General features: G+C 68.1%; 6 protein-coding genes and 1 pseudogene. 5 read left to right on the forward strand and 2 right to left on the reverse strand.

What is annotated here, in order from left to right; translation table 11 throughout:
- Positions 1 to 1,335, forward strand: a 1,335-nt coding sequence (locus K1Y73_RS20520) for a pyruvate kinase (RefSeq protein WP_225030199.1), incomplete at its 5' end; no start/stop codon positions are given.
- A 90-nt stretch (positions 1,336 to 1,425) separates the two neighbouring features.
- Here K1Y73_RS20520 and K1Y73_RS20525 read toward each other — a convergent pair.
- Positions 1,426 to 2,445, reverse strand: a complete 1,020-nt coding sequence (locus tag K1Y73_RS20525) for an LLM class flavin-dependent oxidoreductase (protein WP_225030200.1) — start codon at positions 2,443 to 2,445, stop codon at positions 1,426 to 1,428.
- Between the two features lie 544 nt (positions 2,446 to 2,989).
- On the reverse strand, positions 2,990 to 3,649 hold the full coding sequence (locus K1Y73_RS20530; RefSeq protein ID WP_225030206.1) for a glutathione S-transferase family protein: 660 nt from the start codon (positions 3,647 to 3,649) through the stop codon (positions 2,990 to 2,992).
- A gap of 128 nt (positions 3,650 to 3,777) precedes the next feature.
- On the opposite strand from K1Y73_RS20530, the gene K1Y73_RS20535 reads away from it, so the two are divergent.
- The 4 genes and pseudogenes from K1Y73_RS20535 to K1Y73_RS20550 form a co-directional block, all read left to right on the forward strand.
- On the forward strand, positions 3,778 to 5,559 hold the full coding sequence (locus tag K1Y73_RS20535) for a LuxR C-terminal-related transcriptional regulator (protein ID WP_225030208.1): 1,782 nt from the start codon (positions 3,778 to 3,780) through the stop codon (positions 5,557 to 5,559).
- 275 nt (positions 5,560 to 5,834) lie between these two features.
- Positions 5,835 to 6,848, forward strand: a complete 1,014-nt coding sequence (gene ppk2, locus K1Y73_RS20540) for a polyphosphate kinase 2 (protein WP_225030210.1) — start codon at positions 5,835 to 5,837, stop codon at positions 6,846 to 6,848.
- Positions 6,849 to 7,060: 212 nt separating this feature from the next.
- Positions 7,061 to 7,723 (forward strand): DUF1007 family protein, encoded by a 663-nt coding sequence (locus K1Y73_RS20545; protein WP_225030211.1) that lies wholly within the window; start codon positions 7,061 to 7,063, stop codon positions 7,721 to 7,723.
- A pseudogene (locus tag K1Y73_RS20550) lies at positions 7,708 to 7,942 on the forward strand (hypothetical protein); the annotation flags it as partial. The gene K1Y73_RS20545 and the pseudogene K1Y73_RS20550, both read left to right, overlap by 16 nt.

A 7,942-nucleotide genomic window follows, 5' to 3' on the forward strand; every position in this document is an offset into this window, starting at 1 on the left:
GCCTGGCTGGCGCTGCGGGCCGAGGATCTGTCGGCGCTGCAGCCCCGGCTGGCGGCTTTGGGCCTGTCCAGCCTGGGGCGGCTGGACGGGCATGTCCTGCCTTCGATCCGGGCGGTGATCGCGGCGCTGGTGGCGCTGTCGGGCAGCGGGCGGGCCGAGTTTCCCGCCCCCGCGCAGATCGGCGCGGCGGGGCTTCTGGCGGCGCGGCGCGATGCGCTGTTCGGCGCGCGGGCAGAGGGACCGGGGACGCGGATCATGGTCACCCTGCCGGGGCTTGCCGCGGCCGAGCCGGCGCTGATCTCGGGCCTGGTGCAGGCGGGGGCGGATTGCTTCCGCATCAATTGCGCCCATGACGATCCGGCGGTCTGGGCGGCGCTGATCGGCCAGATCCGGACCGAGGCGGCGGGGCTGGGCCGGGCCTTGCCGGTGTCGATGGATCTGGGCGGGCCGAAATTCCGCATCGCGCGGGTGCGCGGCGATGACAAGCACCGGCTGGTCACGGGGGAAAGCTTCTGGATCCTGGCCGAGGGCGCGCGGTCGCCGCATGGCGCGCTGGCGGTGCGGCTCAGCCATCCGCAGCTGGCCGCCGCCCTGGCGCCGGGGCGCGAGGTGGTGATCGACGATGGCAAGATCCGCGCCGAGGTGATCCGGGTCGAGGCGGGCGCGGTCGAGTTGCGGGTGGTGCAGGCGCCCTTGAAGGGCGCGCGGCTGAAGCTGGAGAAGGGCGTGAACCTGCCCGGCGCGCGGCTGGATGTGCCCGCGCTGACCGAAGAGGATCTGCAGGCGCTGGATTTCGTGATGCGCGAGGCGGATGTCGTCTCGTATTCCTTCGTGCAATCCGTGGCCGATGTCGAGGCGCTGTTGGCGGCGATCGAGGCGCGCAAGGCCTTGCGCGATCCCGGCCGCGGCCTGCCGGGGCTGGTCCTGAAGATCGAGACGCCGCGGGCGCTGGAAGCCCTGCCCGATCTGATCGTGGCGGCGGGCGGGCGGCTGCCGGTTGGCGTGATGATCGCGCGGGGCGATCTGGCGGTCGAGATCGGGTTCGACCGGCTGTCCGAGATCCAGGAAGAGGTGCTGTGGCTTTGCGCGGCGGCGCAAGTGCCGGTGATCTGGGCGACGCAGGTGCTGGAGACGCTGGTCAAGGAAGGCCAGGCGACGCGGGCCGAAGTGACCGATGCCGCCATGGGCCAGCGCGCCGAGGCGGTGATGCTGAACAAGGGCCCGCATGCGGCGCGGGGCGTGGCTTTCCTGCGCGACGTGCTGGCGCGGATGGACCGGCATCAGGCCAAGAAAGAGGCGCGGCTGGGCGCCCTGCATCTGTGGCGCGAGGGCTGAGCGGGGGCGATGTCTTCGAAGAAATCGCACCGGAGCCTGTGAAGGCTCCGGGCCGGAATTTTCGAAAATTCCGGTGCCCCGCGTTGCGGTTCAGCGCCAGCCCAGTTCCGGGGCGACCTGTTTCAGGATCGTCTCGATGACATGGGCGTTATAGGCCACGCCCAGCATGTTGGGCACGGTCAAGAGCAGCGTGTCGGCCTCGGCGATCGCCTCGTCCTGGCGCAGTTCGGCGATCAGCTTCTCGGGCTCGGCCGCATAGCTGCGCCCGAAGACCGCGCGGGTATTGTCGATCACGCCCACAGAATCCGCATCGGGCCGGCCGCCGCCGAAATACATCCGGTCGGTGTCGTTCACCAAGGCGAAGATCGACCGGCTGACCGACACCCGCGGCGTGCCCTTGTGGCCGGCGGCCTTCCAGGCCTCGCGGTATTTGCGGATCTGCTTGGCCTGCTGCACATGGAAGGGCTCGCCCGTCTCGTCCCATTTGAGCGTCGAGGATTGCAGGTTCATCCCCATCTCGGCCGCCCAGACCGCGGTCGCATCCGAGGCCGCCCCCCACCAGATCCGCTCGCGCAGGCCTTCGGAATGCGGCTCCAGCCGCAACAGGCCCGGCGGGTTGGGGAACATCGGCCGGGGATTCGGCTTGGCGAACCCCTTGCCTTCCAGCAGTTGCAGGAAGACCTGGGTGTGGTTGCGGGCCATGTCCTGGTCGGTTTCGCCCTCGGCCGGCTGATAGCCGAAATGGCGCCAGCCATCGACCACCTGCTCGGGCGAGCCGCGCGAGATGCCCAGTTGCAGCCGCCCGCCCGAGATCAGATCGGCCGATCCGGCATCCTCGACCATGTAGAACGGATTTTCATAGCGCATGTCGATGACACCGGTGCCGATCTCGATCTTCTTCGTCCGCGCGCCGACGGCGGCGAGCAGCGGGAAGGGCGAGGCCAGTTGCCGGGCGAAATGGTGGACGCGGAAATAGGCACCGTCGGCCCCCAGTTCCTCGGCCGCCTCGGCCAGTTCGATGGATTGCACAAGCACATCCTGGGCCGAACGCACCGCCGAGCCGCGTTCGGCCGACCAATGGCCGAAGGACAGGAAACCGATCTTCTTCATGACTGCCTCATCTGAGCGCCCGGGACCGGGAAGGGGGTCGGGCTTTGCAGCGAATCTAGGCGGCCACAGGCCGCGGCGCCAGCACCCCGCGGCGCACAGGGTCTGTGCAGGGGCGATCCGACCGCAGCGGCGCAAGAAATCCGCGCCGATGGCGCCGGCGTTAACCCGACGGTGACGAATTGCTGTTCTGATTGCGGGGTGGACAGACGGCCCAGCGCCGCGCCGCACCGATTTCATGACATCGGGGCAGAAGCCCCAGACAGATCGCCGCCCCGTCGCCGGGGCGCCGTCCGCAAGGGTGACCGTCCGGATGCCCCCGCACGACAACGGTCACTGCCTGCCGGTCCCTGCCGGCGGGCGGAGGGGCTGCATCCGCAAGGGTGCAGCCCTTTCCCGCATCGCCCGGCCCGGGCAGGCGCCGCCACGGTTGCACAGGCCGAAATCCGCGCGGCCCCGGCCCGAACGCCGCCCCCGCCCGCGGGCTGCGCAGGCTAGCCGGGCAGACGGGCAGGCCAGTCAGATGGGCCGCGCCCGACCTCTCGGCTCAGGCCGGCTCGGCGTTGCGGATCGCCCACATGCGCTGAAAGGCCGGCCGGGCCTGGCAGCGTTCCAGCCAGGCCTTCACCTCGGGGAATTCGCCCAGAAGCGCTGCATGGCCCTGGGCATAGCGCAGGCATTCTTCCAGCATGATGTCGGCCACGGTGAAACGGTCGCCCACCAGCCAGTCGGTGGTGGCCAGATGCGCCTCGATCCGCCGCAGCGGGCGGCGCAGCTTTTCGGCGGCAACCGCGATCGCGGCCTGGCCCTCGGGCGTCTTGTCGCCGCCATTGCCCTGAACATACATGATCTCCAGCGCCGGGGTTTCCACCGCCGTGGCAGCCAGCAGCGCCCATTGGTCGATCAGCGCCGCCTCGGCCGCGCTTTGCGGGCCCAGCACGCCGCCATGCACCCGCGCCAGATGCAGACAGATCGCCAGCGATTCGGTCAGCACCAGCCCGTCTTCCTCCATCGCCGGGATCTGGCCCAGCGGATTGACCTTCAGGAAGGCGGCCGAGGCGGTGTTCAGCTGCGCCGCGCGGGCCGCCTCATCCGCCAGCCTGTAGGACTGGATCACCGGCACATGGGTGTAATCCACCCCGGCCTCGGCCAGCAGCCACAGCGGGCGCGACGCCCGCGAGCGATAGACACCGTACAGCGTGATCATGCGGTTTCTCCCAACCCTGCGCTGGCGTCTTCATGCCGCATCGCCGGCAAAAGGGAAACGGCGAAAGTTGATGGCGGCGGCTGCGAAAAACCCTTGCTCGAAAGGGGGTGCAGCGGCAAAGAATGCGCATGTCCAAAGGGCCCACGCATAAGCCGCCGCCCGATCCCGCCGGGCGCGACCACAAGGCCGAGATCGTTGATCGGCTTTACGATGTCGCACTGGATCCGATCCGGTTGAGCGAGCTGCTGGAGGTCTGGGAAGGCCGGGTCGCGCCGCTGCGGATTGGCCCTATGGACCAGGCCGATCCGCTGAACGATCCCGAGATCGAAGCGCATATGCAGCGCGCCACCGTGTTTCTGGACCGTTTCGAGGCGACAAAGCAGGAGGGCGGCTATCGCTCGGTCCTGCAGGACATTCCGCGCTCGGCCGCCTTCCTGTCGGATGGCGGCATGACGGTAAATGCGGCCAACCGCCCGGCCGAGGTGGCCTTCGGCCTGCGCGACGGCAGCCCCTTCGCCAGCCTGCCCTTCGAACCCGAGGACCGTGCCCTGCTGTCGGATGTGATCCGCCGCGTCGCCGGGCGCAAATCGGGCGAGCGGGTGGTGACGCTGCGCATCCGCTCGATGGTGACTCAAAGCCCGGTGATCCTGCGCGTCAGCCCGATCGAAAGCGATGCGCCGCGGCCCCTGGCGCTGGTCCTGTCGACCGAACTTGTCTGGCCCGACGGCTTTGCCACCACCGTGCAAGAGGCCTTTGGCCTGACCGGCGCCGAGGTGGACATCGTGCGCGGCATCACCCTGGGCCTGCCGGTCAAGGACATTGCCGAAGCCCGCGGCCGCAGCGCCGAGACGGTGCGCACCCAGCTGCGCTCGATCCTGGCCAAGACCGAGACGCACAGCCAGTCGGAACTGGTGCGGGTGGTGCTGGGGCTGATGGATGTGGCGATGATCCCGATCGAGCCGCTGGAGCCGGTGGCCGAAATGGGCCGGCTGGAGCCGCGGCCGCTGCACTGGCTGCGGATCTCGGAAGAGCGCCGGCTGACCTGGATCGAATTCGGCGATCCGGCAGGGCGGCCGGTTCTGTTCATGCATCTCGATTACGGGCTGATCCGCTGGCCGGCCAGCGCCGAACGCGCGGCGCGGCGGCGGGGGCTGCGGGTGATCGTTCCGGTCCGGGCGGGCTATGGCAAGACCGACCTGCATCCGAAAGGCGCCGATCACCTCAGGGGGGTGACGCTGGATTATGCGGCAGTGCTGGATCATCTGGGCATCCGCGGCGCGGTGGTGGTGCCGCAGGGCGCCGATCTGCGCTTTGCGATGAACCTGGCCAATCAGCGGCCCGATCTGGTCTGCGGCATCCTGGGCTGCGCCTGCCAACTGCCGATCCGCACCGCGGCGCAATATGACCGCATGGACAAATGGCAGCGCTTCATTCTGGCCAATGCCCGCTATGCGCCGAAGATCCTGCCCTTTCTGGTGCAGGCGGGCTTTTCGCTGGCGCGGCGGCTGGGCAAGGACAGTTTCTTCCGCACCGTGAATGGCGGCAGCCCGGCCGATATCGAAACCTTCGCCCAGCCCGAAGTGCGCGAGGCGGTGCTGGAAGGCTCCGAGGTCTGTCTGGCCCGCAAATGGTCGGCGCATGAGGCCTTCACCCGCGAATGCATCGGGTCGGAAAAGGACTGGTCGGATGTGGTGCACGCCTGCAAGGTGCCGGTCCTGCTTTTGGAAGGCGATCAGGATCCGCAGGCGCCGGTCCTGACGATCCGCGAACTGGCCGAGGCCTATCCGCATGTCGAGATCCGGTTTCTGCCCTTCACCGGGCAATTGCTGTTCTTTGCGCAATGGCCGCTGGTGCTGGATGAGGTCGAGCTGATGTTCGACCGGGTGGGGATTTCCCTACCGCAAGGTTAATTTCCATGCGCCTACCGCAAATGGGGTATGCGCCGACTCGGGGCGACCGTTAGCAAGGAAACAGTCGCGCTGGCATTGGCGACGGTCGAATTTCAGAACCTAACTCTCCCCTCGATGGACAGGGCAGCGCACCGGCAACGTGCGCTGCCCTGTTTGTGTTTCGGGCAGCGGGCGGCACAGGGCACGCGGCCGGTCACGATTGCGCGGGATCAAGGAATTCTTTTGCGAAACAGGGCATACTGTCGGCTGGTCAACAGCAAAAGGTGCCCCGCGCGATGGAAGATCTGAAACCCGATGCCCCTTCGGCCGCTGCCGCTGCCGCCGCTTCCGCCCCGGCTGACGGTGCCTCTGCTTCCGCCTCGGCCGCCGCCTCTGCCGGGACGCCCGCCAATCCGGGCGAGGGCGAGGGGCTGACCGGCCCGCGGCATTTCCCCGCCGTCGATCCGGACGCGGTGCGCCAGGCCTTCGAATCCGGCCGCTACCCCTATGCCCGCCTCATGGGCCGCGCCCCCTATGAGGCGGAAAAGGCCCGGCTTCAGGCTGAATTGCTGAAGGTGCAGATCTGGGCCCAGGACACCGGGCAGAAATTCGTCATCCTGATGGAGGGGCGCGATGCCGCGGGCAAGGGCGGCACGATCAAGCGCTTCATGGAACATCTGAACCCGCGCTATGCCCGTGTCTGTGCGCTGACCAAGCCTTCGGATGTCGAAAAGGGCCAATGGTTCTTCCAGCGCTATATTGCCCATCTGCCCACGGCCGGCGAAATCGTGTTCTTCGACCGCAGCTGGTACAACCGCGCCGGGGTGGAACGGGTCATGGGCTTCTGCTCGCCCGGGGAATATCTGGAATTCATGCGCGAGGCGCCCGAGATCGAGCGCATGCTCGTCCGCACCGGAATCAGGCTGTACAAATACTGGTTCTCGGTCACGCGCGAAGAGCAGCTGAAACGCTTCAAGGCGCGCGAAACCGATCCGCTGAAGAAATGGAAGCTGTCGCCGATCGACAAGGCCAGCCTCGACAAATGGGACGATTACACCGAGGCGAAAGAGGCGATGTTCTTCTATACCGATACCGCCGATGCGCCCTGGGTGATCGTGAAGTCGAATGACAAGAAACGCGCGCGGCTGAACTGCATGCGGCATTTCCTGTCGACGCTGGACTATCCTGACAAGGACCCCGAAGTGGTAGGCCAGCCCGATCCGCTGATCGTCGGCAAGGCGGCACAGGTTCTGCGCGGCTCGGGCCATATTCTGGATGCGGCCACCCATCCGGCGGTGCGGCTCGGCTAGACCTGCCGGCCGCGGTCTGTCTGTCAGCTGCCGGGGGCCAGCCCCCGGACCCCCGGGATATTTGGACAGAGAGGAAGGCAGCCTGTCTCGCAAGAGGGTCTGTGGCCTTCCTCTCTGCAAAAATATCCTCTGGGGGTCCGGGGGGCGAAGCGCCCCCGGCGCCTGTCGGCCGCCCCTTGGCCGGGCCGGTGCGCTTGGCTAAGGTCACGCCCATGTTGACCCAAACCGCAGGACGCGTCGCCATCGTCACGGCCCTGGCCGCAGGCCAGGGGCAGGCGCATCCGCATGTCTTCATCGACGTGCGGGTCGAGGTGATCCTTGACGATCAGGACCGCGCCACCGCGGTGCGGATCGGCTGGATCTATGACGAGTTCTTCTCGCTTTCCACCATCGCCGACCGCGGCCTTGACCCGGATGGCGATGGCCAGCTGACCGCGCAGGAATTGCGCGATTTCAATGGCTGGGACATGCATTGGCAGGCGGGCTATCCCGGCGATACCTATGTGCTGATCGGGGAGCGCGATCTGGCGCTGGGCCCGCCGACCGATTGGACGGTCGATTATGACGGGGTGCGGATCCGCAGCACCCATCTGCGCGCCTTGCCCGCGCCACAGCCGATCGGCGGCGATACGTTCACCGTGCAGGTCTATGATCCGGGCTATTACACCGCCTATGCCATCGCCTATCGCCCGGTCCTGACCGACGGCAGCGGCGCCTGTTCGGCCCAGGTCTGGGCGCCCGATCCGACGGTTGCCGATGCGCAGATGAAGGCCGCGCTGGCGGAATATGCGCCCGACCAGGATGTCGAGGCCGATTTCCCCGCCGTCGGCAAGGCCTGGGCCGAGGAGGTGCGGGTCACATGCGCCGGACATTGACCCTGGCCGGCCTGGCCGTCGCGCTGGCGCTGGCGCTGTTGTGGCTGGGCGGCGGGCTCGACCTTCTGGCGCTTTGGGCGGCCGAGGCGCAGCGGGCCGCGCAGGACCGGCTGGCGGGGGCGGTGCGGGCCTTGCGCGCGGGGCAGCCGGGCGCGGTGGTGGGGCTTCTGGGCATCTGCTTTCTCTATGGGCTTCTGCATGCGGCGGGCCCCGGCCATG

The organism is Xinfangfangia pollutisoli (assembly GCF_020179405.1).
Taxonomy (GTDB): domain Bacteria; phylum Pseudomonadota; class Alphaproteobacteria; order Rhodobacterales; family Rhodobacteraceae; genus Pseudogemmobacter; species Pseudogemmobacter pollutisoli.